This is a genomic window from Leucobacter soli (genome assembly GCF_042659205.1).
Classification (GTDB): domain Bacteria; phylum Actinomycetota; class Actinomycetes; order Actinomycetales; family Microbacteriaceae; genus Leucobacter; species Leucobacter soli.
This window is the reverse complement of record NZ_JBHSRW010000357.1, coordinates 1-1,566: the sequence shown is the minus strand read 5'-3', so window position 1 is coordinate 1,566 and position 1,566 is coordinate 1. Positions and strand designations below refer to the sequence as shown.

The 1,566-nt window shown below is 72.3% G+C and carries 4 protein-coding genes; 3 read left to right on the top strand and 1 reads right to left on the bottom strand.

The window, feature by feature from the left end:
- On the top strand, positions 1–198 hold a 198-nt coding region (locus ACFPZL_RS13085; protein ID WP_382335808.1), incomplete at its 5' end, for a hypothetical protein.
- On the opposite strand, the gene ACFPZL_RS13080 is transcribed toward ACFPZL_RS13085, so the two are convergent.
- Positions 162–566, bottom strand: a complete 405-nt coding sequence (locus ACFPZL_RS13080; protein WP_218115166.1) for a YchJ family protein — start codon at positions 564–566, stop codon at positions 162–164. The two genes, ACFPZL_RS13085 and ACFPZL_RS13080, sit on opposite strands and share 37 nt — an antisense overlap.
- A gap of 147 nt (positions 567–713) precedes the next feature.
- On the opposite strand from ACFPZL_RS13080, the gene ACFPZL_RS13075 reads away from it, so the two are divergent.
- Positions 714–944 carry a hypothetical protein gene (locus ACFPZL_RS13075; protein WP_218115167.1) on the top strand — a complete coding sequence of 77 codons (231 nt, stop codon included), beginning with the start codon at positions 714–716 and terminating at the stop codon, positions 942–944.
- Positions 945–947: 3 nt separating this feature from the next.
- Positions 948–1,566: enoyl-CoA hydratase/isomerase family protein (locus ACFPZL_RS13070; protein WP_382335806.1), on the top strand; the 619-nt coding region annotated here is incomplete at its 3' end.

The window sequence follows — 1,566 nt, the reverse complement described above, 5'->3', positions numbered from 1 at the left end:
CGCCCAGAACCCGGGCGGAGCCGTCTACTCGACCAGCTCACCCGGGCGCTGAGTCTCGTCTCGAGCCGCATCAGCGGCGGCGTGCCGATCGGCCTGCTCCTCGGGCCGCTGGCGACGTACCTCATCGTGGCGATGCCGCCGCCGCTCCGACAACCGTCGGTTCAGAGCTCCGGGTCGAGCGCGACGCCGTCGACGTAGCGCCAGCGGCCCTCGGGCGAGCGCACGAAGCGGCTGCGCTCCCGTTGCACCAGACGCCCGCTCGGGCGGCGCGCGATCGCGGTGAAGGCGACCCACCCCTCCCGGTCGAAGGGGCCGCCGGCCTCGGTCGATTCGACGAGCAGGCGCCGCCAGTCGACCTCGGGATCGATGTCGAGCGATTCCGGCCGGGTACTCGGATCCCAGGAGTCGAGCAGGTAGGACTCGAGGCCGAACGCGAATGCGCTGTAGCGGGATCGCATGAGGCGCTCGGCCGTCGGCGCGGCCGCTCCCCCGTGGATCGGGCCGCAGCATTCGGCGTACGCGGCGCCGCGCTCGCACGGGCACGGCTGCTCGGATCGAAGGCTCATGCGAACGACCCTACGGGACGGTTCGCGCGAACCCGCGGAACCGGGCAGAATAGGAGCAGCGCGCGGTGCACCCGCGCACGGCATTCGCGGTGCCGGTCGCGCACCATCCACCGCGCACCGCCCGGCCGCACACCTCAAGGAGCAGACGTGAAGACCATCGCCCGCATCGCCACCGCCCTCGCCGCGGCCCTCGTCTCGGTGTTCGTCGCCGCACCGGCCCTCGCCTCCGAGGAGGGCGTGAAGTTCGACCCGACCGAGCAGTTCTCGCACGCCGGCGAGCCCCTGCAGGTCGGCGCGATCCTCATCGTCGGCTTCGTGCTGCTGATCGTCGTGCTGCTCCTCGCGCAGGCCATCAGCGCGCCCTTCGAGAAGAAGTAGCCCGTGGCACTCGCCGAGCGGATCGCGGCGCTCGCCTGCGAGACGCTGGACCTCGAGGTCTCCGAGGAGATCCTGACGGTCACGATCAGCCGCCCGGAGGTCCTCAACGCCCTCTCGCCGGTGGTGATCGCCGAACTGCGCCGGGTCTTCGGCCCGCTGCGCTCGGAACTCGGCCGGGCCGACGAGACGGGACGCCCCGACTGGTCGATCCGCGGCGTCATCCTGACCGGTGCGGGAGAGAAGTCGTTCGTCGCCGGCGCGGACATCTCGGTGATGCGCGGCATGAGCCCGGCCGAAGCCGATGCCTATACCGCCGAGGCGCAGGAGCTGACGAGCTGGCTCGAGACCCTGCCCGTGCCCGTCGTCGCCGCAGTCAACGGCTTCGCCCTGGGCGGCGGCTGCGAGATCGCGATGTCCTGCGATTACATCTTCGCCGCCGAGACCGCGAGCTTCGGGCAGCCCGAGGTCGGGCTCGGCCTCATCCCGGGTTTCGGCGGCTGCGTCCGCCTGCAGCAGCTGGTGGGGGTCGCGGCCGCGCGGGAGCTGATCTTCACCGGCCGCCGGATCGATGCCGCCGAGGCGCTGCGCCTCGGGCTCGTCCTCCGCGTGCTGCCCGACCAGG